The following is a 24,598-nucleotide window of genomic DNA, read 5'->3' as shown; positions in this document are numbered from 1 at the left end:
ACTCTCCGCAAAGGATCGACCACGGTGGGTCAGATCGTCCGTAGGTCCAGGGTGTGCCAGACGGCCGCCTCCTGCGTGCCGGTCGACCACCACAGCACACCGTCCTTGGTGGCGGCCAGATCGGCGGCGGCGGAGAGCGTCACGGTACGCCCGGAGGCCAGGTCGTGGACGACGAGCCCGGCCGTGCCGGTGAGGTCGAAGTCGGCGCCCGGCTCGGAGAGGATCTCGAACCTGTCGAGCACCGCCACGTCGCTGACCGCGGCCTGCGTGCCCGGCCCGGCCACCCGTCGCCGGTCCGAGCCGTCCGGGCGCATCACGTCGATCCGGGCCAGGCCCTCGCCGTTCATCACCATCACCCGGCACCAGGTGGGGGCGCACATCCCCCACTCCGCGCCGGAGAACGGCACCCGTACCTCCCGGCCGGTCGTCATCTCACGCATCCGGACCTGGCCGGACTGGGCGCCGGTGTCGTCGGTGAGCCACGGCCACGCCGTCAGCGACCAGCGGCCCTTCTCCTCCCGGACGTCCACCTTGCCGCCGGTCAGCGCCACCGACCGGATCTGGGTGGTGGCGTCGCCCTCGCCGGCCACCCAGTGCACCCGGCCGCCGTCCACCACCAGGTCGTACTGGTTGCCGTAGAAGAGCGTGTTGCCGGTGTCGGCGGTCAGCAGGCGGGCGTCCCCGCCGTCGCGGCGCACGGCCCGGATCTCGACCGGCCGGCTGCCCGACGACTCGGCCCAGATCAGCTCGTCACCGGCGACGGTCATCGCCTCGAACCGCGGATCGTCGGCGGCCGGCAGCCGCCGCAACTCCCGGGCGATGCCCTCCTTCTCCACGAGCAGCCGTACGAAGTCGCCGTCGGTCACCTGGCCGACCGCGGTCGTCGCGTCCAGGAACAGCAGCGGCTCGACGGTCAGGTCACGCAGGTCGGCACGGGCCGCTTTCGGCCACTCCTGCTCGGCCGTGAGCCGGGACGCCGTCGCGACCGGGGCGGCCGGCTGCTCGGGCAGGCCGCCGGCGAGCAGGGCGCACGCCGCGAGCAGGGCCACACCCAGGGAGACTTTGGCGCGGGCGCTCACTCGTACTGCTGCTTCGGTGGGCTGACCGGCTGCCACTGCTCCACCTGGAGGAACGCGATGTCGGCCTGGTTGACGGGATCCTTGCCACGCTGATCGGTGTACCGGCCGGTGACCTGCAGCCACGTGCCGGCCGGCACGTCCACCGGCGAGCCGGCGAGGCCGACCTTGATCGGGCGGCCGTCGGCGGCGCAGCAGCTCACCACGATCCGGGCCAGCATCGGCTCGCCGTCGTCGCCGGTGGCCACGAACCCGGTCAGTTGCAGGCGGCGCCCGGCGAGGCTGCGGCCCTCGTCGAAGACCGACCGGGAGACGTAGTCGATCAGGCTCACCGGCGCGGGGTCGCCGTCGGGCAGCGGCGCGTAGTCGCTCTCGGCGTTGACCTGCACCGTCCCGGTCTGCTCGGCCGTGTAGGACCCGAGCGCCGGCGGCGCGATCAGGAGCAGGCCCAGCACCGGGAGGATGAGCAGCCAGCCGACCCGCGGCTCGTGATGGTGGTGGTCCTCCTCCGTCGCCCCGCGGCCGCGCAGGTCATACCACAGGGTCGAGGCGGCGGCGATCACCAGCAGCGCGCCGGAGGCGATCAGGAACGGCCGCAACGCCTCCTGCACATACCGCAGGTAGAGATCGGTGAGCGACGCCTTCAGGATCGCGCCGCCGAACAGGAACAGCACCACCGCCTGTGCCTGCCGGTTCACCGCGGCGCCCGTTCCCTCGTCATCGGCTGCAATCTACCGTCCGCCGTGGATCACGGGCTCGCCGCCAGGAACAGGAACACCGCCATGAGGCTCAAGTGCAGACCACCCTGCAGGACGTTGGCGCGGCCCGGCACCACGGTCAGCGTGCCCACCGCGACGGTCAGCACCAGAAGGACCATCTGGGTGCCCCCGAGCCCGAGCAGCAGCGGCCCGTCCAGCCAGATCATGGCGATGCTGATAGCGGGAATCGTCAGGCCGATGCTCGCCATCGCGGAGCCGAGAGCCAGGTTGAGGCTGGTCTGCATGCGGTCGCGGGCGGCGGCGCGGACCGCGGCGATGGTCTCCGGCAGCAGCACCAGCAGCGCGATCACCACCCCGACCACGGACTGTGGCAGACCGGCCGACGCGACCACCGATTCGATCGTCGGCGAGACGCCCTTGGCCAGCCCGACCACCGCCACCAGGGCGACCAGGAGCAGGCCCAGACTCTGCAGCGCGGCCCGGCTCGCCGGCGGGTCCTCGTGCTCCTCGGCCTCGATGACCTCACCGGCCGTGGTGATCGGCATGTAGTCGGCCCGGTGCCGCCGGGTCTGCACGGCCACGAAGAGCAGGTACAGGCCGAGCGAGACGACCGCGGCGAAGGCCAGTTGCGCCGCCGTGAACTGGGGGCCGGGGCTGCTCGTCGTGAACGTGGGCAGCACCAGGCTCAGCGTGGCGATCGCGGTGACCGTGGCGAACGCGGAACCGGTGCCCTCCGGGTTGAACACCGCGACCCGCCGGCGCAGCGCCCCCACCAGCAGGGAGATGCCGAGGATGCCGTTGCAGGTGATCATCACGGCGGCGAAGACGGTGTCCCGGGCCAGTGACTGCGCCTTCTCGCCGCCGCTGACCATCAGCGTGACGATCAGCGCCACCTCGATGATCGTCACGGCCACGGCCAGGATCAGCGAGCCGTACGGCTCCCCGACCCGGTGCGCCACCACCTCGGCGTGGTGCACGGCGGCCAGGACCGCGCCGGCCAGCAGCAGCGACACCACGGCCACGACCGCCGACGGCAGGTCACGGCCGAAGGTCAGAACGAGCGCGAACAGGGCCAGCAGAGGGACGTACAACGTCCAGCGGGACATCACCCGTCCGACTCTGCCCTACCGCCATCGGTCCCGCCGGACTTGTGACCGTCGCTGTGCCCGAGCGAGCGCCCCGGAGCGACCCGGTCACGGACCAGCCGCTTGAGGTGCGTCAGCTCGGGGAAGCCGCCCTCGGCCTTGCGCGACCACAGGGTCTCCGCGCCGAGCCGCACCTCGAAGACGCCGCCGACGCCCGGGACCAGCGCCACCTCGCCCAGGTCGGTGGTGAACGTGGTGAGCAGCTCCTGCGCCGTCCAGGCCGCTCGCATCAACCAGCGGCACTGCGTGCAGTACTCGATCTCCAGGCGGGGCTCGCGAGATGTCACAGGTCAGCAGTATGCCGGACAGCGGGCGTCATGCATTATTCACGGGTTCTGTCTTTCGTTAAGGAGTTGCTTTGAAGCGACGCTGGATCTCGGTCGCGACCACCGCGGTGGCGCTGGCCGCCCTGACCGCCTGCAGTGGCGCCGAGGAGGCCGCCACGAAAACCGGGGAAGCCCGTGACTTCGTGGCGCTCGGTGACTCGTACGCGGCCGGGCTGGGCGCCGGGAACTACGGCGACGACAAGGAGTGCGTGCAGAGCAAGGACGGCGGCTACCCGCACCTGTGGGCCACCCTGCGCACGGTCGCCGCGTTCGGCACCATCACCGACGCGACCTGCGCCGGCGCGCGGATCAACGACGTGCGGTTCAAGCAGCTCACCGCCCTCGGCGCGAACACCGGCTGGGTGACGCTGACGGTCGGCGGCAACGACGCGGGCTGGTCCAAGTCGCTGCAGGCGTGCATCCTCGGCACCGACGAGACCTGTGAGACCTCGGTCACCACCGCGATCACCTCCGCCGAGAGCGCGCTGCCGGCCGAGCTCGACTCGCTCTACAAGGTGATCCGTGACCGGGCGCCGAACGCGAAGGTGTATGTCCTCGGGTACCCGCATCTGGTCGCCGCTCCGGGTTCCACCGGGGTGTCGTGCGAGGCGCTGACCGACGCGCGGCGCAAGGCCCTCAACGACGGCGCCGACTCGCTGGTCGAGCTGATCCAGGGGCGGGCCACCGCGGCGGGCTTCACCTTCGTCGACGTACGCAAGGCGTTCGACGGTCACGAGGCGTGCACCAAGGAGCCGTGGATCCACGGTGTGACCCAGAACCTGTCCGAGGCGTACCACCCGACCCCGGAGGGCCACAAGGCGTACGCCGAAGCCCTGTTCGCCGTCACCGGCTGATTCCCTGGTGTTTGCGTGGTGTACGCCTTCTCACGCTGGGATGGGGCGTGCACCACGCCAACCACTACTACGGGCACTCCTTCGTGCTCGCCCGCTACTGCGGGTTCGAGGCCGATCCGCCCCGGATCCACGGCTACCTGCAGCACGGGTGGAACATCGGTGACGGCCTCGCCCCCGACCACGAGTTCGTCCCCGGCGTCCCGACGTTCGTCTGGAGCGAGCGAACCCGGCGCCGGGCCTGGTCGATGGGCCGGAGACAGGTGCACGTGGTGGGGGCGCCGTGGGCGTACCTGACCGCCATGGAGCCCACGCCCGCCGACGAGGAGCGTGAGGGGACCATCTGGTACCCGTTCCACGGCTGGGAGGGCCAGCACGTCGAGGGCGACCACGACCGGCTGATCGCCGAGATCCGCGACACCGAGACCGGGCCGGTCACCGTCTGCCTCTACTGGCAGGAGTACCGCACCGCCCGGGTCCGCCGACGCTACGAGCAGGCCGGGTTCCGAGTCATCTGCCACGGCTACCGGGGTGGCTGGTGGAAGGACCTCGACCCCGGATTCCTCGGCCGGCAGCTCGCCGAGCAGCGCCGGCACCGGCGGATCGCCTCGAACCGGCTGTGCAGCGCCGTCTTCTACGGCATCCTCGCCGGGTGCGAGCCGGCCGTCTACGGCGACCCGATGCAGCTGCAGGGCGAGCAGGACCTGTTCGGCGGCCGCTCCCGGATCCGCCGGCAGTGGGCCGACCTGCACGGGCCGACAATCGACACGGCCACCGCACGCACCATCGCCGTCGACGAGCTCGGCGCCGACCGCCTCCTGTCCCCTGCCGAGCTTCGGCACCTCTTCCACTGGACGACGGCATGACCCCGCTTCTGCTCGGCGGCGAGATGCCGCACTGGTCCGACCACTCCCCCGCCCGCGGCGCGCTGCTGCGGGAGCTCGTCGCGACGGCGCACGGGCACGTGCTCGTCGTCGGGCCGCACGATCCCGGGCTCGTCGACGCGATCCCGGCCCGGCACGTGACCGTGCTGGTGCGCGGGGTGCCCGACGCGAACGCGCTCGCCTCCCGCTGGGCCGGCCGGTCCGGGGTGCAGGTCTGCTGCGGGAGCCTGGAGAAACTGGCGGCCGTTCCGGCGTACGACACCGTCGTGGCGCTGGACGGGCTGGACCGTACCGGCTCCACCGAGACCGCCGACCTGCCGTGGGCGGCCGCCGTCGCCCAACTGCTCGCCGTGCTGCGCCCCGGTGGACGGCTGCTGCTGTCGCTGGCCAACCCGGTCGGGCTGCACCGCCTCTACGCCGGCGCCGGCGTACCCGACGACGCTCAGTGGTCGGGCTACCCGGCCGTCGACCCGACCCGCCCCGCCGGCCTCGAGCCGTTGCGCGCCCACCTGCGGTCCGCCGGGCTCGACGTGCTGCGCGACTGGTCGGCGTACCCGTCCCCGCAGTCACCCACGGTGCTGGTCAACGAGGATGCCCTCAGCGAACCCGCCCTGCACGGCTACCTGACGTCGGCGCTGCGCCGCGCCGGACTGCCCGGCGGCCCGCTGATCGCCGACCCCCGCCCGCTCGCCGCCGACCTGCTCCGCCAAGGACTGGCCACCGCCCTGGCGCCCGCGTGGATCGTCGCCGCCGCCTATCCCGGTCACCATCCGTCACCCCTGCCGGACGGCTTCCTCACCGACGGTCAGCTGGTCCGCACGTCCGCGGGCTGGACCCTCAGCGCCGCCTCCGGCCCGATCCCCGCCGGTGCGTGCCTCCATGACGCCCTACTGGCCGCGGCCCGCATCGGCGACCAGCCGGAATTCCGATCCCTCCTGACCACCTGGCAGTCCGGCCCACACGCCACCATCCCGGCCGACGCCCTCCTGCTGACCCCCGACGGAGCCCTCCACCCGCTCGCGCCCCCACCCGACTCCCCCGCGCCGAACTCCCCCGCGCCATCCAGCACCCTTTCGCCGTCCGGCACCCCCTCGGCGCCCGGCACCCCCTCGGCGCCCGGCACCCATTCGCCGTCCGGCGCCCCCTCGGCGTCCGGCACCCCCTCGCCGCCCGGCACCCCCTCGGCATCCGCCGCCGACGGGACGTTGCCGTTGCATCGGCTTGCCGCGGCACTTCAGGACGAGGGCCTGGCCCATCTGTGGCCCGCCGAAGGCACGGCGGAACTGCTGGCCGCCATGTCCGGCCACCCTGACAGCACGCCTCCGGCGGCCCGGCCGACCCCGACGACGTTGCGGGAGCTCACCGCCGCCCACGACCGTCTGGCACAGCGGTTGGCCGAGGCGCAGACCCAATTGACGTGGTACGAGCAGAGGACCGCAACTCTCCAGTCGGACCTGTCACGAGCCCACAAGATCATCACAGTCCTGAAGGCGACGGCGGGAGGCCGAGCCGCAACAGCCGTGCTGGGCGGAGTCCGCCGCGGCAAACGCCTGGCCACCTCCGCCCTGCGCCGCTTCCGCTAGCCACCTACGCCGCCTCCGCCAGGTCCCCCGGGTCCGGCGGTCCCCCCGGGTCCGGCGGTCCCCCGGGTCCGGCGGGTCCCCCCGGTCCGCCGGATCCGGCGGGTCCTCGGGTCCGCCGGGTCCCGGTCCGCTGGGTCCGCCGGGTCCCGGGTCCGCTGGGTCCGCCGGGTCCCGGGTCCGCCGGGTCCGCCGGGTCCGCCGATCTTGTGGGCAGCGGCCACACAAGATCGCCCCGAGCACCCTCCGCCCGGTCTGGTCCAGCCCGCGCCCGCCCTCCCCGAGAGCCGATCGTCGCCGCCCGATGCCGGATCCGGCCCCACACACTGCCGCCCCCGCAAGACGACGAGCCACGCACCACCCGGTCCCACAAAGCGATCAACACACCCAGCGCCGGGCCCACGCACCACCCCACTCGCCTCCGTACGTGAGGCAGCGCCGCAAGAAAGGCAGCGCCGGGCGCAGAGGCGGAGTTGGAGGCGCAGACCCCGGACCATAGCCCTTTCGGATCACGGTTCTACGGCTAGCGAGGGGTCCGTCTCTGGGGTCACCGGCGTCGGGGATTCCGGCTCAGAAGTGCCCAAGATCCTCGACGCCTTTGGTTGATCTTTCTCCGTGGTCGCGGGGGGGTCGCGGCCCGTAATCACACGCGCGGGTGGGCCCGTGGTCACACGCGTGGGCAGGCCCGTGATCACACGCGTGGGTGGGCCCGGCCCTTGGTCGCGCGCGTGGGTGGGCGCACACGTAACGGTTGCGTGTGCGCTGGTCGTCGTCCTGGCGGTGATGAAAGCCCACGACCGGGCTTTCGTGTGCGCCGGTCGTCGCAGGGACGTGGATGTGGTCGCACGATCGGTGTTCGTGTGCGCGAGTCGTCGTCCTGGCGGTGATGAAAGCCCACGACCGGGCTTTCGTGCGCGCCGGTCGTCGTAGGGGCGTGGATGTGGTCGCACGATCGGTATTCGTGTGCGCGAGTCGTCGCAGAGGCGTGGATGTGGTCGCACGACCGGGGTTTCGTGTGTGCGGGTCGTCGCAGGGGGGTGGATGTGGTCGCACGATCGGGGTTCGTGTGCGCGGGTCGTCGCTTCGTGTGCGCCTGTCGTCGCCTGAGGGGCTGGGCCGGGGAACGTGCGGTGACCGGATCCTCGAACCCGGCGTGACCCGCGTCCGGCGATCTCTCGACCGGGCTGAGCTACGGCTGGCCGACGCCGGCGCACCCCTGGACGCCACGAGCGCTCTAGCGACGGGCGGGAGTGGTGGCTACGGCCTCGTCGTAGAGGGACTCCAGGCGGCGCGTCTGGATCTGCAGGTCGAAGTGGGCGGTGATGTGGTCACGGGCCTGGGCGCCCATCCGGCGACGCATGTCGGCGTCGCCGAGCAGGCGGGTCACCGAGGCGGCCAGGGCGGACGGGTCGGCTTCGGGGGTGAGCAGGCCGGTACGGCCGTCGAGGACCGCTTCGGGGATTCCGCTGTGGTGGGTCGCGACGACCGGCAGGCCCAGGGCGGCGGCTTCCAGGATGGTGGTGGGCAGGCCTTCGGTGTCGCCGTCGGGGGCGGTCTTCGACGGGGCGGCGAGCATCCGGGACTCGGCCAGGTGACGTTGGACCGATTCGGGCGGCTGGCTTCCGACGAAGGTGGCGTCGACGCCGAGACGTTCGGCGAGGGCCCGCATGTCGGCCAGTAGCGGGCCGTCGCCGATGAGCACGGCGCGCGGGCGGGGGCTGTCCAGCCGGGACAGGGCGGTGAGCAGGTCGTCGACGCCCTTCTTGGCGACGAGGCGGCCGACGAAGGCGATGTCCCAGCGTTTCGGGACGATCGGGACGGCCGGGGGTACGGCGACTCCGGTGTAGTGGACGCGGATCTTCGCGGGGTCGGCGCCGCAGGCTGCGGCCCGGTCGCGGATCACCTCGGAGACGGCGATGACAAGGGCGGCCCGGTCGAAGACGGCGCGCAGGTTGCGGCGGTAGCGCAGACCGTGCAGGCCGGGGCTCTGCGGCTGCCGGGTGACGTCGTGGCCGTGAACGGTGACGATCAGCGGGATGCCGAGCTGCTGGGTGCTGCGGCTCACCAGCCAGCCGTCGCCGCCGAAGTGGGCGTGGACGAGTTCCGGGCGGACCCGGGCGAGAACGGCCCGCAGTCGCGGGGACGTGCCGCCGAGTCGCAGGCCGAGGAACTCGCGGCGCCCGGCGGGGCCGTCCGGGAAGGCGATGACGTCGTCGGGGCGGGTCAGCGCCGAGTCGATCCGGGTGGCGCCCACGTAGGTCGGGGTCCAGCCGGTCAGGGCGTCGCCCTGGGCGCGGATGAAGGTCTCCGAGCCGAGCAGCATCGCGCTGCGCCAGATCGCCACCCGCCGGCGCTCGGCGAGGTCAGGCGACATCGACCGGCTCGGGGGTGGCGGCGGGGGTCTCGGTGGTGGAGCGACGGCCGACGACCAGGTCGCGCAGGCGTGCGCGTACGGCCGGCGGCAGGGCCCAGATCTGCAGGTGGGTGAGGTAGTCGAGGGCGCCGGGGCGGCCGTGCCGGCGGGCTTCGGTGAGGAGCTCGCGGAAGTGGCGGCTCTCGCGGCCGGGGGCGGCCATCGAGCTCATCACGCTGAGGGTGAAGGCGGCGTACGCCCGCGGGGTGAACAGGTGCCGGTTGTCGCGCAGCCATTCGAGCTGTTCGCTGTACGGGTTCTGCAGGCTGATCCGTTCGCGGTCCTCGTCCTGGTGCCAGAGGACGAGCGGCTCCTCGGCGTAGAGCAGTTCCACGCCGTCCTCGCGGATGGCCCGCAGCGCCCAGTCGAGCTCCTGCTGGCGGCGCAGGCCGACGGTGAACGGCACCCGGCGCAGCAGGTCGGTGGGGGCCATGATGGTGGACGTCTGGATGAAGCCGTCGCCGTAGAACAGGCCGCGCCGGACGGTGAAGTACTCGCTGAGCGGCTCCCCGGGGGCGGGCAGGCGGCGCGGCATGACGGAGTCGGCGCGGGGCGTCCGGTTGATCAGCCGGGTGGCGACGATCGGGTGGGTGGCGGTGGTTCCGGCGGCCAGCGCCAGCTGGGTCTCGATCTTGTGGGGCAGCCATTCGTCGTCGTCGTCGAGCAGGGCCACGAACCGGCCGCGGGACTCGGCGGCGCCGACGTTGCGGGCGTGCGGGGCGCGGCCGCGTTCGGGCAGGACGACGACGCGCAGCCGGTCGTCGCCGACGGTGCCGAGAGCGGCGGTGGTGTCGGCGTCGGGACCGTCGACCACGACGATCACCTCGAGGTCGCGGTGCGTCTGTGCGAGGGCGCTGCGGACGGCGCGGACGGCCAGGTCCGGGCGGTTGCACGTGGGGATGACGACGCTGACGTCCGGGTGTGCTGACATGTCGACTCGCTTGGGCAGGGGCGCTGCTGGAACGAGCGAGCGCGGCCGGGCGTGATCGACTCGAAGCTATGAGCGGCGGGCGGCGGGGCCGTTAATGCCGGACACCGCCCAGACGAGCAACATGGTGACGGGCGGCACACAAATGCCTAACGAAGGGTTGCGCGCACGGAACCGGCGGGTGCGCGCCAGGCCAGGAGCCCGAACACCGGATGAAGCGGCTTTTGGGCGATTAGTCTCAATCCGGTGGAACAGGTGACGCTGGCGCCGGTGGAGGGCCTGACCGAGGCGGAGGCGGTCGCCCGGCAGCGGCGAGGCGAGGCGAACACCGCCGTGCAGGGCGGCTCCCGCAGCTATGCCGAGATCCTGCGGACGAACGTCTTCTCGTTCTTCAACCTGATCCTGTTCGTGATCGGCGCCGCCCTGCTGAGCCTCGGCCAGTACAGCGACGCTCTGATCAGTGTCGGGCTGGGCCTGATCAACGCGGTGATCAGCGCGGCCCAGGAGATCCGCGCCAAGCACAAGCTGGACCGGCTGCAGTTGCTGGACCGGACCGGGGTGCTGGTGGTCCGCGACGGCCGGGAGGTGGAGGTCGCCCCAGATCGGGTGGTACGCGGCGACGTGCTGCGGGTCCGGCCGGGCGACCAGATCGTGGTGGACGGCCCACTGCTGGACGGCGGGCGCCTGGAGGCCGACGAGTCGCTGCTGACCGGCGAGTCCGACCCGGTGGTCAAGCATCCCGGCGACGATCTGCGCTCGGGCAGCCTGTGTGTGGCCGGGGACGGGCACCAGCTGGCCCGGGACGTGGGCATGCACAGCTACGCGGGCCGGCTGACCGCGGAGGCGCGGCGGTCCACCACCGACCGGACGCCGCTGCAGCGCAGCATCGAGTTCATCGTGCGGCTGGTGATGGCGCTGACCGCGCTGATGAGCGGGTGCATCCTGGCGCAGGCGGCCCTCGAGGGCTTCAGCGTGCTGCGGGTCGTCCAGATCACCGCGGTGCTGTCCGGCCTCGTACCCTATGGCCTGTTCTTTCTCATCGCCCTGGCCTACACGGCCGGCGCCGTCCGGATCGCCCGCAGCGGGGCGCTGGTGCAGCAGGTCAACGCCGTCGAGTCGGTCAGCAACGTGGACGTGGTCTGCACCGACAAGACCGGCACCCTGACCACCGGCCGGCTGACGCTGGAGGAGATCGTCCCGCTCGGCGAGCATCAGTACAACGACGCGGCGGAGGCGCTGGGCGGGCTCGCGCACAACGCCGTCACCCCCAACCTGACCGCGCTGGCGATCGGCGGGGCGCTGGGCGGGCCGGTGTGGGAGGTCCGCGACGAGGTGCCGTTCTCGTCGTCGGCGCGCTGGTCGGGGATGGTCACCGCCGACGCCACGTGGGTGCTGGGCGCCCCGGACGCGCTGGCCGGCCGGCTGCGGCAGCAGTTCGACGCCGCCGAGGTGGCCACGCGGGCCGGGCGCGGGCTGCGGGTGCTGTTGCTGGCCCGGACCGAGGATCCCGAGGCGGGGCTGCGGGACACGGCGGGACGGCCGGACCTGCCGATGCTGGTGCCGGTGGCGCTGGCCGTCCTCGCCGACGAGTTGCGGGAGGACGTCGTCGAGACGGTGGCCCGCCTCCGCGACGACGGGGTCGACCTGAAGGTGCTGTCCGGCGACGACCCACGGACGGTCGCGGCGATCGCGGTCCGCGCCGGACTCGACCACACCGAGCCGGTCCCGGGGCAGGCCCTCGACGATCTCGACGATCCGGCGCTGGACCGGCTGGTCGCCCGGACCAGCGTGTTCGGCCGGGTCGCGCCGGAGCACAAGGAGCGCATCGTCCGGTCGCTGCGCCGGCAGGGCCGCTACGTCGCGATGATCGGCGACGGGGTGAACGACGCCCGCGCCCTCAAGCAGGCGCACGTCGGCGTGGCGATGCGCAGCGGCAGCGCGGTGACCCGTGACGTCGCCGACATCGTGCTGGTCGACGACGACTTCTCGGCACTGCCGCCGGCCCAGCACGAGGGCCGCAAGATCATCAACGGCATCGGGATCTCGCTGTACGTCTTCCTGGCGCGCGTGGCCAGTCAGGGCCTGGTCATCCTGGCCGTGGCGATGCTGCAGCTCGGCTTCCCGTACTCGCCGACACAGGTGGGGCTGACCATGTTCACGGTCGGCATCCCGACGGTGTTCCTGACGTTCTGGGCCGGCCGGGACCGCCCGGACCCGCACATGCTGCGCAACCTGGTCCGGTTCGTGGTGCCCGCGTCGGTGGTGACCGCCACCTTCGGCACGGCGATCTACACGGCGCTGTACAGCATGGTGTCGCACGGTTTCGGGTCCGGCCGCACGCCGGGGCGGATCGTTCACGAGTTCGAGAAGACCACCGGCCTGACGTACGGGCTGGACGCCGACTTCACCACGGCGTCGGCGACGATCCTGGCGCAGACCGGCCTGTCGACGTTCTTCTGCTTCGCGTCGTTCCTGCTGATCCTGTTCCTCGCGCCGCGGTCGCGGGCGTTCGCGGCGTGGACCGCCCCGACCGGCGACAAGCGGCCGGCGATGCTGGTGCTGGGCCTGTGCGTGACGTTCAGCGCGATCCTGTGCGTGCCGGTGCTGTGGACCTACTTCGGGTTGATGGGCCCGTCGAAGCCGGTGTTCTTCGTGGTCCTGCCGGCCCTGGTCCTCTGGTATGTCACGTTGACCGTGGTCTTCCGGTACCGGCTCTTCGACCGGCTGCTCGGGCTCGACCAACCTCGTTGATCATTTCTCTCAGGTGCGGGCGGGGCGGGCCGACTGTCGGCCCATGCGCTCCTTTCTCGGCCGGGCCTGCACCGCGGCCGCCGCCCTCGTCGTGCTGCTGCCCGGGGTGGCCCATGCGGCCGTGGCGCCGCCGCCGCCGGGCACGGTCATCCGCCTCTATCAGATGTCGACCGAGGTGTTCGCCAACCCGGGGCGCGGCTTCTTCACCTACACCGAGACGCATCTGCGGGCCGACGGGTCGGGGCACGTGCCCCTGGATCCGGCCGTGCTGGCCTCGGCACGGGTCACGGAGGGGCACAGCCTCGTCTTCCGGATCTTCTACCTGGAGAGGTACCGGGCCGCCGACTCGATCAGCCGCGCCGACCTGGACCTGGTCCGGGCCGACCTCACGGCCGCACGCAGCGCCGGGGTGAAGGTGGTGGCGCGGTTCGCGTACACCGACGACTCGGACGAGGACGCCACACCGGCCCGCACCGTACGGCACATCGCGCAGCTCGGGAAGGTGATCACCGAGAACGCCGACGTGGTCGCCGCCGTGCAGGCGGGGTTCATCGGCCGGTGGGGCGAGTGGTATTCCACGCGCAACTTCACCCGCACCGACTGGCAGGACCGGCGGCAGGTGTTGTCGGCGCTGCTCGCCGCGACGCCGGTGTCCGTGCCGATCCAGGTGCGGACGCCGCAGATCAAGCGGCGGCTGGCGCCGAAGACGCCCCGGGTCGGCATCCACGACGACTGCTTCCTGGCCGGGACCGACGACTACGGCACCTACACCGGCGACGACCGGGAGTGGCTGGCCGCCCAGGGCTCGTCGATGCTGGTCGGCGGGGAGACGTGCGCTCCGTCGGCGCGGTCCGGCTGGGCGAACGCGAACGCCGAGATGGCCGCCTACCACTGGACGTACCTGAACCCGTCGTTCCACGAGGGCGTGCTCCAGTCGTGGGGCAGCGCCGGCCGTGACGAGGCGGCCCGCCGGCTCGGTTACCGGCTCCGGCTGCTCAAGGCCACCCTGCCGGCCTCGGCCCGGCCCGGGGCGCGGACGACCGCGCAGATCATCCTGGTCAACGACGGGTACGCCGCACCGCTGCAGAACCGCCCGCTGCGCCTGGTCCTGTCCACCGGCGTACGCAACGTGAACGTCGGCATCCGCACCGACCTGCGCACCTGGACGCCGGGCAAGGCCGTCATCCTGAACGCCACCTTCTACGCCCCGTCCGTCCCCGGCACCTATCCGATGTCGCTGAGCCTGCCCGACCCGGTGCCTGGGCTCGCCACGACGCCCGCCTACGCGATCCGGTTCGCCAACAGCGGGGTGTGGGACGAGACCACCGGCCGCAACTCCCTCGGTGTCTCCCTGGTCGTTACCCGCTGAAGGGGGCCCGGCCGGCTGTCATGGGGGGCCATGGACAGCCGGCCGGAGTCTCCACTGGTCACCCGGTGATGATCTGGTGGGTGGCCAGGAACCGGGTGCGCTCCCGGATCAGGGTGGTCAGGCTCTCGGCCTCGCTCGCGACGGCCGCGGTGTCCGCGCCGTCGACCGTGCCGACGACCTTCGTGATCGCGGTGATCGTGTTGAGCGCCGCGGCGTTGCCGTAGATCTTGTTGAACAGCTCCCGGTAGGCCGTCCGGTAGACCTCCTGGAACGCGGCGCCGGCCAGGAACCGCTCCTTGAGCTTGTGGCCGCTCATGAAGCCACCGCGGCCGGCCCCGCCCTGCGGCATCTGCCCACCCTGCGGCATCGGGGGCAGCTCCATGCCCTCCGGCGGCTGGAAGCCCCCGCCGCCGCGCATGCCGCCCATACCGACCGTCTGGACCGGGTCCTGGGTGGCCGAGCCGGACAGGGTCAGGTTGTAGTCCCAGCCGACGACCGAGAACCTCTTGGTGTCCAGGTCGTACCAGAGGTAGTAGTTGCGGCCGGGGCCGGCCATGTCGTCGAAGTTGACCAGCAGGTTCTGGGTGGCGACGTAGCGGGCGAACGACTCGACGTCGACGTGCTCGGCCAGCCCGGCGTCGAACTCGGCGTCGCTCGCCGTGTTCACCCACTGCACCAGGTCGATGACCGGCTGGAGGTCCTGGCTGCCCTTCAGGTTGACCTGCTTGAAGTCGTCGGCGTACGCCGTCGGGTCGTCGCCCTGGTCGGTGAACTGACTGCCGGCCAGGCTCTTGTAGAGCACACCCCGATGGCCGGTGGCGGTGGCGACGGTGTCGGCGAACTCGTCGTCGGGGTGCTCGACGATCAGCCGGGCGGTGGTGGGGCGGTCGTTGACGGTGAAGCTCGTGTAGGCGTACCTCTGCGTGATCTCACCGGCCGCCGCGAGGACGTTCAGCGAGACCGCCTCGTTGAGCACCGCCGCGCCGCCGCCCATGCCGCCGACCCGCACCGCGATCTCGCGGTGTCCCTGGTAGCGCCGGCCTTCGACGAACTCGTCGAAGCGGATCAGCCAGGGCAGCCTCTCCGGCTCCTCGGCTTTCAGCGAGGCCCGCCCGCCGCCTTGGGGGCCGCCCTGACGAGCACCTTGAGGAGCACCTTGGGGAGCACCTTGGGGAGCGCCTTGAGGAGCGCCTTGGGGAGCGGGAGCGCCGCGCCCGCCGAAGCCGCCGCGCTGGCGGGACTCGCCGTTGCGGGTGACGCCCTGCAACGTCGAGTTGCCCTTGAGCCGGATGCCGACGCTCGGGATGACCGTTCCGTCCAGGGTCAGGTCGGCCTCCAGGTACTCCTTCTCGTCGTCGTTCCAGAACGCGTCGAGCACCCGCTGGTAGTCGTCGTCGTGGAAGGTCAGTTTCAGGCTGTGCGCCGTGGTCGCGTCGAACAGGTCCGTGGTGCCGGCGATGTTCACCGTCACCTCGTCGCCGTTCTCGTCGCCGGCGCTGGTGACCAGCGGCGCGACCCGGACCGTGCTGAACACCACGGCGAACGCCAACACCGTCGCCGCGCAGGTGGCGAGCAGTTTCCAGTAGTGCCGGACCCGTACCGGGATCCGGTGGACCAGCCGGCGCTTCACTAGAGGTCCGTCTGGTCGTACCCGGTCAGGACCGTGACCCGCTGGCCGCCGGTCCGCTCGCCGAGCCTGCCGATCAGCTCGCCGGGCTCGGTGCCCTTCTTCAACCGGACCGTGTACATCAGCTCGGTGAGCGCCCCACCGCGGATCGACTCGATGCTGATCAGCTCGAACTCGCTGGTCAGCGAGATCAGCACGTCCTGGATGTTCTGGGTGTAGTTGCCGTCCGGCGGCACCTGCACCTTGACGACCTGCCGCTGCACGTTGGACGCGAACCAGTTGAACCGGAACATCACCAGGATGATCAGGCTGATCGCGACGGCGGCGACGACGGCGAGGGTGTAGAAGCGGGTGCCGGCGGCCATGCCGACTCCCATCACCAGGAAGATGAACCCGACGTCGCGGGTCTCCTTGATGGCGTTGCGGAACCGGACCACCGACAGGGCGCCGACCAGCGCGAACGCCCGGGCGATGTTGGAGCCGACGACCAGCATGATCAGCGCGATCAGCATGCCGAGGATGACCAGCGTCTGCACGTACGACTGGGAGTACGACACGTTGCGATGGGTGAACCGGTAGACCCAGGCGATGAACGCGCTGAGCACGAACGACAGCGACAGCGCGATGGCGATGTCACCGACACTGAACGTGCCGGACAGGTCCTGGACTTCAAAGGGCATGGTCAGACCTCGACGGTTTCGGTATCGGGGATGTGGAAGATCGAACGCGGAGCCCGGCCGAAGGCCTCCACGCTCTGGCAGTACTTGGAGACCCGCACGATCGACAGGTTCATCCGGGCGGCCAGATCGGTGAGCCAGTACGGCACCCGCTCGTCGGCCTTGAACTCGACCACCGACAGGCGGGCCGGCACGATCAGCCGGTTCGCAGCGGTCGAGGCGAAGTGGAAATCGCGGTCCCGGCCGCGGACCCGGTGGTCGAGAGTGACGCGCAGGCCCGCGTCGGCGTCCCGCCCGACGTAGGCCTCCCGCTGGTAGCCGGTCATCGCGACCGGCCGCAGGTCGAGCACCGAGACCAGCTCCAGGACCTCCTCCAGGAAGGCGGTCCGTCCCGGTTCATGGTCGACCATCCGGCGGCCGTCGCAAAGATCGCGTGCCAGGTGGTACGGCAGCGCCGCCCGCCGTTTCTGGGTGACCCGGTTGACCCGCTGCTTGATCTCGACGTGCACGGTCGTGTCGTCGCCGACGTCGTCGCGGTCGCCGTAGTGGCGGATCCGAAGTTTGCGGCGAAACTTCAGTCCCTCGATCTTCTCCCAGTAGAACCGCAGGTCCCGGGTGTCGTAGTAGGTGCTCCACACCCCGTAGCCGTGGTCGGTGCCGTGGCTGTCGGCATCCATCCGGGCGACCAGCTCCCGGCGCAGGTCCGGGACCCGGTCACTGGGCAGCAGGTACTTGATCTCGTACCGGTTGAACGAGTGCGGGGACGTCATGCCCCATATCTATGGATACCCAGGACAGAGCAACCTCGATGAATCCTGTGAATCCCATGGGAACGCGAGATGAACCCCAGGTGGCCGCCGGTGTGATTACTTCAGCGGCGGTACGGTCCGCTACCGCCGCTGGATGACGCTCCCACCCCACGGCGGGCACTACCGTTGACCAGGCCATGATCAGCCGACACCCGCACGCGTCCGACCTCGCGCTGGCCACCGTGCTGACCGGCGGCGCCTTCGCCTTCCACCAGATGGCCGCCGCCCGGGTCCCGACGCCACCGCTCACCACCGCCGACGTCCTCAGTGCGGTCCTGGCGTTCCTCGCGATCGCCGGACGGCGCCGGTGGCCGCGGGCGGTGCTGCTCGTCGTCACCGCCGGCCTGATCGGGCACTACAACGCCACCGAGCACGGGCATCCCCTGCTCGTGCTGGCCAGCGGCTTCGTCGCGTACACCGTGGCGGCCACCACCGACCGCCGTACCGCCTTGATGCTCGCCGCCGGGTGCGGCGCCGCCGTCTACGTGGGCAACGCCTTCGTGCATGCCAACCCGGTGTCGCTGCAGAGCCTGCCGACGCTCTTCTTCATCGGGATGGCCACCGCGTTCGGCGACGCCACGCGCAGCCGCCGGGCGTACCTGGCCGAGGTCATGGAGCGTGCCCGCCGGGCCGAGCAGACCCGCGAGGAGGAGGCGCAGCGCCGGGTCATCCAGGAGCGACTGCGCATCGCCCGCGAGTTGCACGACGTGGTCGCCCACCACATCGCGGTGATCAGCGTGCAGGCCGCCGCCGCCAGCCACCTGCTCGACCGGCGCCCCGAGCAGGTGCGGCCGGCGCTCGACCTGATCCGGCACGCCGGTGACGACGTGCTCAAGGAGCTGTCGTCGATCGTTGGGGTGCTGCGGCAGTCCGACGACCCGGTGGTGAGCACCGAGCCCGCGCCGGGGCTGTCCCGGCTGCCGGCGCTGCTGGAGACGGTCGCGGCAGCCGGGCTGACGGTCACCGTCGACACCACCGGCGTGGAACGGGCGCTCCCGGCCGTGACCGACCTGGCGGCCTACCGGATCGTGCAGGAGGCGCTGACGAACGCGCACAAGCACGGCACCGGGTCCGCCGACCTGTCCCTGGCCTGGTCCGGGCGTGCGCTGAGGATCGACGTCGGCAATCCCCCGAGAGGCGGGCAGAGCCCGGGATCGGGTTACGGCATCGTCGGGATGCGGGAACGCGCCACCGCCGCGGACGGAACCCTGGAGGTGCGCGGGACACCGGACCGGTTCACCGTGCGCGCCACCCTACCTTTTGAGGACAAATCATGATTCGCGTCCTGCTTGCCGACGACCAGGCGCTGATCCGCGCCGGATACCGGATGATCCTGGACTCCGAACCGGACATCGAGATCGTCGGCGAGGCCATGGACGGGCGCGAGGCCGTCGAGCTGGCCCGCGCCCAACGGGCCGACGTGGTGCTCATGGACATCCGGATGCCCGGCATGGACGGCATCGAGGCGACCCGCCGCATCGCCGCCGACGACGACCTCGCCGGCGTCCGGATCCTGGTGCTCACCACGTTCGAGAACGACGACAACGTGATGCTCGCGCTGCGCGCCGGGGCCAGCGGATTCCTCGGCAAGGGCGTCGGCGCCGACGAGCTGATCCACGCGGTACGGGTGGTGGCCGCCGGCGACGCGCTGCTCTCCCCCCGCGCCACCCGCGGGCTGCTCGACCACCTGCAGAGCCAGCCCGGCCCCGGCCCGGCCGTCACGGCGGTCCCGCTCGACGACCTCACCCAGCGGGAACGCGAGGTGCTGGTGCTGGTCGCGCACGGCTACACCAACGACGAGATCGGCGAACGGCTGTTCCTGTCGCCGCTCACCGCCAAGACGCACGTCAACCGGGCGATGGCCAAGCTCGGCGTACGCGACCGGGCCCAGCTCGTGGTGGCCGCTTACCAGAGCGGCCTGGTCAACGTGTCCCGCGGCTGACTCCCGGGCCGGCTCGCCGCAGCCGGTTCGCCGCGCCGGCTCGCCGCGGCTGAGAGCAGGCTGAGGAGCCGCCGGCAGCGCCTACGGCGGCGGTATTGCCGACTCCCGGCTTACCGCACCCGTGGTAGCCGTTTCGCCCGCCGATGGACGACGATTCCGGGGCCCCGCGGATTCGACACTTTCCGGGTGTCGATACTCGCCCGCCTCAGTCTGGCCAACCGCAAACTGGTGGCCATCGTCGCCGCGCTCGTCGTGGCCCTCGGCTGCTACGCGGCGGCCTCCCTCAAGCAGCAGCTGCTGCCCGACCTGTCGTTCCCGGCCGTCACCGTGGTCGCCGGCTATCCCGGCGCCGCCCCCGAAGTGGTCGAGCAGCAGGTCACGGCACCGATCGAGGACGCCGTACAGAACCTGACCGGGGTGGAGGGCATGACCTCCACCTCCCGGCAGGGCACGGTCACGGTGATGCTGTCGTTCGGGTTCGACACCGACATCGACGACGCCGCCGCCCAGGTCGAACAGGCCGTCGCGAAGATCGGCGCACGCCTCCCCCAGGACGTCGACCCGCAGGTGATGACCGGCAGCACCGGCGACATGCCGACGATCACGCTGGCCGCCACCGGAACCACGGCCGACGCCCTCACCAGCCGCGCGGTCCCGGCACTGCAAGCCGTCGACGGCGTCAACGAGGTGACCGTCTCCGGCGCCCGCACCCGGATCCTCACGGTCACCCCGGACAGCCCGGCGAGCACGAGCGCGATCATCACCGCGCTGAGCGGGCTCGGCGGCACCTCGTCGGCCGGTTCGATCACCTCCGGCGGCCGCGACCTCAGCCTCGCCGTCGGCGGCCCGGTCACCTCGATCGAGCAGGTCGAGAACCTCTGGATCAACATCGGGGCAAAGCCACGGCAACTTCACGAGCTGGCTGAGGTACGGCTCACCGACGGTCCCGCCACCTCCATCACCCGGACGAACGGGCAGCCCAGCCTCGGCGTCGCGATCACGATGGACCACGGCGGCAGCTCCTCGGCGATCTCCGAGGACGTCCGCGGCCTGCTGCCCGAACTGACCACAGCCCTCGGCTCCGGCGCCGCCCTCACCGTCGTGTCCGACAACGGCCCGGCCGTCAAGGAGTCCGTCGACGGCCTGCTCGAAGAGGGCGCGCTCGGCCTGCTCATGGCCGTCCTGATCATCGTGCTCTTCCTGCGGTCGGCACGGTCCACCCTGGTCACCGCGGTGTCGATCCCGCTGTCGCTGCTGATCGCCCTGATCGTGCTCTGGGCGCAGGACTACTCGCTGAACATCCTCACCCTCGGCGGTCTCACCATCGCCGTCGGCCGGGTCGTCGACGACTCCATCGTGGTCCTGGAGAACATCAAACGGCATCTGGGGTACGGCGAGGACCGCCGCCACGCCATCATCACCGCCGTCCGTGAGGTCGCCTCCGCCGTCACCTCCTCCACCCTCACCACGGTCGCCGTGTTCCTGCCGATCGCGTTCGTCTCCGGCATGGTCGGCGAGCTGTTCGGCTCGTTCTCGATCACGGTGACCGTCGCCATGCTCGCGTCACTGCTCGTCTCCCTCACCGTCGTGCCCGCCCTGGCCTACTGGTTCCTCAAAGCCCCGGAGGACGCCGCCGGCATCGACCCGGAGACCTACCGGCAGCGCGTCGAAGCCGAGGAGCGACAGGGCCGCCTCCAGCGCGTCTACCTGCCGGTGATCGCCTTCGCGGTACGCCGCCGCAAGACCGTCCTCGGCATCGCCGCCGCGCTTCTCGTCGCGACCGTGGCGATGGCCGGCGGGCTCAAGACCAGCTTCATCGACCAGTCCGGCGAGGGCACCCTCAGCATCAGCCAGACCCTGCCCGCCGGCACCGACCTGGCCACCACCGATCGCGCCGCCCAGCAGGTGGAGGCAACGCTCACCGGGCTCGACGGCGTCGCGTCGTACCAGGTCCGGATCGGCTCCTCCGGTGGCCTGTTCGGCGGCGGCAGTGGCGGCAACAACGTCTCCTACACGCTCAACCTGGCCGACGGCGCCGACGCCGCGACCGTCGAGAGCAGCCTCGAGACGAGACTCGCCGCCATCGAGGACGCCGGAGAGATCAGTGTCGGCGGCGGAGGCGGCGGCTTCGGCGGCAGCGGCATCGAGGTGTCCGTGCACGCCGACGACGACGCCACCCTCAAGGCCGCCACCGCGCAGGTCACCGAAGCCCTCGCCGGCGTCGCCCAGGTCACCGACGTGACCAGCGACCTGTCGGAGAGCGCCCCGCAGATCAGCATCGTCGCCAAGGGTGAGGCCGCCGCCCGCTACGGCCTCACCGACCAGGCCGTCGTCGGCGCGCTCCGGCAAGCCGTGCAGGGGGCCACCGTCACCCGCGTCACCCTCGACGGCGCCCAGCACGACGTCGTCGTCGGCACCGGAACGACCGCGCCCGCCGACCTGGCCGCCGTCAAAGCCGTCACCGTCATGACCCAGGCCGGCCCGGTCCGCCTCGACAAGGTCGCCACCGTCACCGAGGTCGACGGCCCCGTCCAGCGCACCCGCGTCGACGGGGACCGCACCGACACCGTCACCGCCACCCCCGTCGGCGACGACACCGGCGCCGCCGGCTCGGCGGTGCAGGCCGCCCTCGACAAACTGACACCGCCGGCCGGCTCGTCGTACGAAATGGGTGGTGTCGCCTCTCAGCAGTCGGAGGCCTTCACGCAGCTCGGCCTGGCGATCGCCGTCGCCATCGCCCTGGTGTTCCTGATCCTGATCGCGGTGTTCCGCAGCATCCGGCAGACCATGATCCTGCTGGTGTCCATCCCGTTCGCGTTCGTCGGCGCGATCGCCCTGCTGCTGATCACCGGAACCCCGCTAGGTGTGGCCGCCCTCATCGGCATCCTGATGCTCATCGGCATCGTGGTGACCAACGCGATCGTGCTGATGGACCTGATCAACCAGTACCGCGACCGCGGCATGACGGTGACCGAAGCCGTGGTCGAAGGCGGCCTGCGGCGCCTGCGGCCCATCCTGATGACCGCCCTGGCCACCATCTTCGCCCTGCTCCCGATGGCTCTCGGCATCACCGGCGCGGGCGGTTTCATCTCCCAGCCCCTGGCCGTCGTCGTGATCGGCGGCCTGGTCAGCTCCACCCTGCTCACCCTGGTGCTGATCCCGGTCCTCTACACGATGATCGAGTCCCGCCGAGAGGCCCGCCGCCTGCGCCGCCTCCCGGTCGAGGCCCCCGCCCCGCCACCCCGGAACCCCTCCCGGTCGGCTGACCAGCCCTTCCGCTTTCCCGAGCCCTTCCCGATCGGCTGACCACACGGCCGGGATGCCCTCAACGGAGGGCACCCCGGCCGTCAGGCTTCCGCTGATCGACGCCGGGGCGGTTGGCGTGCCGGGACCGGGTGCGATCACCGTCCGTAGAACGGCGGCAACAGTGCCCGGACCTGGTACCGGGTGCGCTCGCCGACGGGGGCTACTGCCGCATCACCCATGTCTGGCGCGGCACCTCGAACTCGCCCACCACCTCCCAGCCCGCGCGACGGTAGAGCTCAACGTTCGCTGGGTTGCTCGTCTCCAGCACCGCGGGCAGCCCGTCCGCGGCGGCTCGGCGCAGACCGGCGGCCATCACCGCGCGGCCCCACCGGCGGCCCGCGACGGCGGGGTGGGTGCCGAGCACGCCCAGGTACCAGAACGGCCCCGCGGGCAGCGCGCCGTGCAGAGCTTCCTCGTAGGCTCTCACCCGCGCCAGAGCGTCGGCGGGCACGTCGAGCTCACCGGCCGGTTCGTCGCCTCCGGCCGGCGGCTCCCAGATCGCGGTGGAGACGCCGTCGATGGTCCAGATGGTGCCCTTGCCGACCCGCTTGTCGAAGAGCCGCCCGAAGAACGCGGCCGCCTGTCCCGGATAATCGACGTCATCGGGAAAGAGGAACCTCAGCACCGGATCACCGGAGAACGCCGCGACCAACGAGCCGACGATGCGCTCACGATCCGCCGGACCCGCCACGGTGATCTCAGGGGTATCAGTCACGCCTGGAACCCTATGACCCGGTCCGGTCACGGACGTCATGAGACCCCGGGCCGGTCCCGGAGACCGGGACCCCCGGCCGGGTTCGGACGCAGAGGCCTCGGGTCGGGTCCGGCCCCGACCCACGCCGGCAGCGGGACCGGACAAGTCCAGCTCGGCCGCACCGCCTGAACCGTCGTCCGGCTGGGGTCGCACCATTGAACAGTTCGACCCGGGTCACACCGCTTGAGCCTCGTCCGGTGTGGGTCACACCCCTTGGGCCATCCTAGGAGGCTGGCTCTTCGGGGGCTGGCGGGCATGGTGAGCGGGCAACCCGCCCGGCGGGCGCGCTGAGCGCGGGAGCGGGCGGGTGGTCGCGTTGTAGGTACGGGAGGAGTGGTTCCGAGGACGGTCCACGGCGTACCGAAAAGGGTGTGTGGAAGAAGGGCGGCCGGTCAGTGAACCGCCTCGCGGGAGGCCGGGGACTCCGGAGTGGAGGGAGGGGCCGCCTCGCGGGGGGCCGGGATCTCCGGTGGGGTGAGGGTGGTCAGCAGCTGGGCCTCCAGGGCGTCGAGGGCCTCACGCAGCCGGGCCAGCTGGAGCTGCGGGGTGCTGTCGATCGGGATGGGCGGGCCGCTCTTCTTGACGGCCGTCGCGGCGCGTTCGGCGTCGTGGGCCTCCTGCAGGGCGGTCAGGACCAGGCCGACCAGCAGGTTGGTGAGCAGGTAGCAGGCGGCAATCATGTAGGAGACGTAGTAGGGGACGGCCCACGCGGAGATCTCCCGGCCCGCCGACAGGATGTTGGTGATGTCGTCCAGGGAGAGCAGCAGGAACAGGCTGAGCATGGCCTGGCCCACGGTGCCGTACCGCTCCGGCTGGGCCTCGCCGAACAGCATCCAGCCGACCATCGCGTAACCGTAGATCACCAGGGCGGTGATCAGCAGGAAGCTGCCCAGGCCGGGGAGGCTGCGGCGGATGCCGACGAGGATCACCCGGAGGCTGGGGAACAGCCGGAACGCCCGGACTATCCGGGCCAGGCGCAGCAGCCTCAGCAGGGTGACGTTCTCGCGGACGCCGGGGATCAGCGGGGCGGCCAGGATGGCGATGTCGAAGAGGTTCCAGCCGTCGCGGAAGAAGCGGGACGGGCGGTCCAGGGAGGCGCCGAACCGGATCAGCAACTCGACGACGAAAGCGGCGACGCACAGGTGCTCGATGAAGCGCAGGTACGGTCCGGCGGTGGCCTCGATCCCGGAGTAGGTCTCCAGGCCGAGGCACGCCGCGTTGACCGCGATGACCGCGAAGCCGGCGGCCCCGAACCAGGGCGCGCCGACCGCGGTCAGGCAACGTGCGGTGAGATCCCGGATGAGCACCGCCGCATCCTATGCGGTGGTTCCTCCGGAAATGTCACTCGGTGGGCGTCGGCTCCCGGAAGCCGAGATCACGGTAGGCGTCGTGGGTCAACGGGCGGTGAACGACACGCTCCCGTTCACGAGACCAGGACGGC

At 71.6% G+C, this 24,598-nt stretch carries 19 protein-coding genes; 8 read left to right on the top strand and 11 right to left on the bottom strand.

The features are described from left to right. Nucleotides 1–29: 29 nt before the first annotated feature. The 4 genes from ACQPZW_RS09850 to ACQPZW_RS09835 are packed head-to-tail and all read right to left on the bottom strand — an operon-like array spanning nucleotide 30 to nucleotide 3,227. On the bottom strand, nucleotides 30–1,079 hold the full coding sequence (locus ACQPZW_RS09850; protein WP_433794516.1) for a hypothetical protein: 1,050 nt from the start codon (nucleotides 1,077–1,079) through the stop codon (nucleotides 30–32). Beyond that, nucleotides 1,076–1,774: a TIGR03943 family putative permease subunit gene (locus ACQPZW_RS09845; protein ID WP_433794515.1), complete on the bottom strand. Its 699-nt coding sequence runs from the start codon at nucleotides 1,772–1,774 to the stop codon at nucleotides 1,076–1,078. Before ACQPZW_RS09845 ends, ACQPZW_RS09850 begins: the two co-directional genes overlap by 4 nt. Nucleotides 1,775–1,824: 50 nt before the next feature. Next, nucleotides 1,825–2,901, bottom strand: coding sequence for a calcium:proton antiporter (locus ACQPZW_RS09840; RefSeq protein ID WP_433797495.1), 1,077 nt, complete (start codon nucleotides 2,899–2,901; stop codon nucleotides 1,825–1,827). Then, a complete protein-coding gene (locus tag ACQPZW_RS09835) occupies nucleotides 2,901–3,227 on the bottom strand; it encodes a SelT/SelW/SelH family protein (RefSeq protein ID WP_433794513.1) in 327 nt (108 codons plus the stop codon). Before ACQPZW_RS09835 ends, ACQPZW_RS09840 begins: the two co-directional genes overlap by 1 nt. Nucleotides 3,228–3,298: 71 nt before the next feature. On the opposite strand from ACQPZW_RS09835, the gene ACQPZW_RS09830 reads away from it, so the two are divergent. From ACQPZW_RS09830 to ACQPZW_RS09820, 3 genes are read left to right on the top strand one after another with little or no spacing between them, the layout of a single operon-like run. After that, nucleotides 3,299–4,120: an SGNH/GDSL hydrolase family protein gene (locus tag ACQPZW_RS09830; protein ID WP_433794512.1), complete on the top strand. Its 822-nt coding sequence runs from the start codon at nucleotides 3,299–3,301 to the stop codon at nucleotides 4,118–4,120. A 47-nt stretch (nucleotides 4,121–4,167) separates the two neighbouring features. Beyond that, nucleotides 4,168–4,983, top strand: a complete 816-nt coding sequence (locus ACQPZW_RS09825; RefSeq protein ID WP_433794511.1) for a hypothetical protein — start codon at nucleotides 4,168–4,170, stop codon at nucleotides 4,981–4,983. Then, the gene (locus ACQPZW_RS09820) at nucleotides 4,980–6,584 is read left to right on the top strand and encodes a hypothetical protein (RefSeq protein ID WP_433794510.1); all 1,605 of its coding nucleotides are present in this window, start codon (nucleotides 4,980–4,982) and stop codon (nucleotides 6,582–6,584) included. Before ACQPZW_RS09825 ends, ACQPZW_RS09820 begins: the two co-directional genes overlap by 4 nt. A 1,231-nt stretch (nucleotides 6,585–7,815) precedes the next feature. Here the strand turns inward: ACQPZW_RS09820 and ACQPZW_RS09815 are convergent. Then, nucleotides 7,816–8,955, bottom strand: coding sequence for a glycosyltransferase (locus tag ACQPZW_RS09815; RefSeq protein ID WP_433794509.1), 1,140 nt, complete (start codon nucleotides 8,953–8,955; stop codon nucleotides 7,816–7,818). Beyond that, complete coding sequence (locus ACQPZW_RS09810) at nucleotides 8,945–9,925, bottom strand: glycosyltransferase family 2 protein (RefSeq protein ID WP_433794508.1); 981 nt, start codon at nucleotides 9,923–9,925, stop codon at nucleotides 8,945–8,947. Before ACQPZW_RS09810 ends, ACQPZW_RS09815 begins: the two co-directional genes overlap by 11 nt. Before the next feature lie 243 nt (nucleotides 9,926–10,168). On the opposite strand from ACQPZW_RS09810, the gene ACQPZW_RS09805 reads away from it, so the two are divergent. Both ACQPZW_RS09805 and ACQPZW_RS09800 read left to right on the top strand, forming a co-directional pair. Further along, nucleotides 10,169–12,673, top strand: a complete 2,505-nt coding sequence (locus ACQPZW_RS09805; protein ID WP_433794507.1) for an HAD-IC family P-type ATPase — start codon at nucleotides 10,169–10,171, stop codon at nucleotides 12,671–12,673. Nucleotides 12,674–12,716: 43 nt separating this feature from the next. After that, nucleotides 12,717–14,042, top strand: coding sequence for a DUF4832 domain-containing protein (locus tag ACQPZW_RS09800; protein WP_433794506.1), 1,326 nt, complete (start codon nucleotides 12,717–12,719; stop codon nucleotides 14,040–14,042). A 58-nt stretch (nucleotides 14,043–14,100) separates the two neighbouring features. On the opposite strand, the gene ACQPZW_RS09795 is transcribed toward ACQPZW_RS09800, so the two are convergent. The 3 genes from ACQPZW_RS09795 to ACQPZW_RS09785 are packed head-to-tail and all read right to left on the bottom strand — an operon-like array spanning nucleotide 14,101 to nucleotide 17,116. After that, nucleotides 14,101–15,672: a CotH kinase family protein gene (locus ACQPZW_RS09795; protein WP_433794505.1), complete on the bottom strand. Its 1,572-nt coding sequence runs from the start codon at nucleotides 15,670–15,672 to the stop codon at nucleotides 14,101–14,103. Continuing rightward, entirely contained in the window at nucleotides 15,672–16,349 is a 678-nt protein-coding gene (locus ACQPZW_RS09790) for a DUF4956 domain-containing protein (RefSeq protein WP_433794504.1), read from the bottom strand. Before ACQPZW_RS09790 ends, ACQPZW_RS09795 begins: the two co-directional genes overlap by 1 nt. 2 nt (nucleotides 16,350–16,351) lie before the next feature. Beyond that, nucleotides 16,352–17,116, bottom strand: a complete 765-nt coding sequence (locus ACQPZW_RS09785) for a polyphosphate polymerase domain-containing protein (RefSeq protein ID WP_433794503.1) — start codon at nucleotides 17,114–17,116, stop codon at nucleotides 16,352–16,354. 176 nt (nucleotides 17,117–17,292) lie between these two features. Between ACQPZW_RS09785 and ACQPZW_RS09780 the strand changes: the two genes are divergently transcribed. From ACQPZW_RS09780 to ACQPZW_RS09770, 3 genes are all read left to right on the top strand, one after another. Beyond that, nucleotides 17,293–18,432, top strand: coding sequence for a sensor histidine kinase (locus tag ACQPZW_RS09780; RefSeq protein ID WP_433794502.1), 1,140 nt, complete (start codon nucleotides 17,293–17,295; stop codon nucleotides 18,430–18,432). After that, complete coding sequence (locus ACQPZW_RS09775) at nucleotides 18,429–19,097, top strand: response regulator (RefSeq protein WP_433794501.1); 669 nt, start codon at nucleotides 18,429–18,431, stop codon at nucleotides 19,095–19,097. Before ACQPZW_RS09780 ends, ACQPZW_RS09775 begins: the two co-directional genes overlap by 4 nt. A gap of 186 nt (nucleotides 19,098–19,283) precedes the next feature. Then, complete coding sequence (locus ACQPZW_RS09770) at nucleotides 19,284–22,403, top strand: efflux RND transporter permease subunit (RefSeq protein ID WP_433794500.1); 3,120 nt, start codon at nucleotides 19,284–19,286, stop codon at nucleotides 22,401–22,403. 160 nt (nucleotides 22,404–22,563) lie between these two features. Here the strand turns inward: ACQPZW_RS09770 and ACQPZW_RS09765 are convergent, their stop codons facing one another. Both ACQPZW_RS09765 and ACQPZW_RS09760 read right to left on the bottom strand, forming a co-directional pair. Continuing rightward, entirely contained in the window at nucleotides 22,564–23,118 is a 555-nt protein-coding gene (locus ACQPZW_RS09765; protein ID WP_433794499.1) for a GNAT family N-acetyltransferase, read from the bottom strand. A 431-nt stretch (nucleotides 23,119–23,549) separates the two neighbouring features. Then, entirely contained in the window at nucleotides 23,550–24,464 is a 915-nt protein-coding gene (locus ACQPZW_RS09760) for an ion transporter (protein WP_433794498.1), read from the bottom strand. Between the last annotated feature and the right edge of the window lie 134 nt (nucleotides 24,465–24,598).

Source organism: Actinoplanes sp. CA-252034, from assembly GCF_050956125.1.
Classification (GTDB): Bacteria; Actinomycetota; Actinomycetes; order Mycobacteriales; family Micromonosporaceae; genus Actinoplanes.
Note: the sequence above shows the minus strand (reverse complement) of the source record. Positions and strands in the feature narration are given on the sequence as shown.